At 77.5% G+C, this 253-nt stretch carries 1 pseudogene; it reads left to right on the plus strand.

Annotated elements, in window-relative coordinates:
• A pseudogene (locus KVT14_RS20720) lies at window positions 1-253 on the plus strand (proteasome ATPase); the annotation flags it as partial.

A 253-nucleotide genomic window follows, 5' to 3' on the forward strand; every position in this document is an offset into this window, starting at 1 on the left:
GGTCATGCTCAACGAGGCGCTGACCGTCGTCGAGGCCGGCGGCTACGGGCAGGTCGGCGAGCTCGTGACGGTCAAGGAGCTCATCGGGCGCGAGCGCCCGCTCGTCGTCGGGCGGGGCGACGCGGAGCGCGTCGTGCGGCTCGCCGGCCAGGTGCTGGGCGGCTCCGTCCGCGTGGGCGACGCCCTCCCCGGCGAGGCCCGCAGCGGTTCCGTGTGCGAGCGCGTCCCGCGGGCCGAGGACGAGGACCGCGTG

It is taken from the genome of Cellulomonas sp. GbtcB1, assembly GCF_019091725.1.
GTDB lineage: Bacteria > Actinomycetota > Actinomycetes > Actinomycetales > Cellulomonadaceae > Cellulomonas.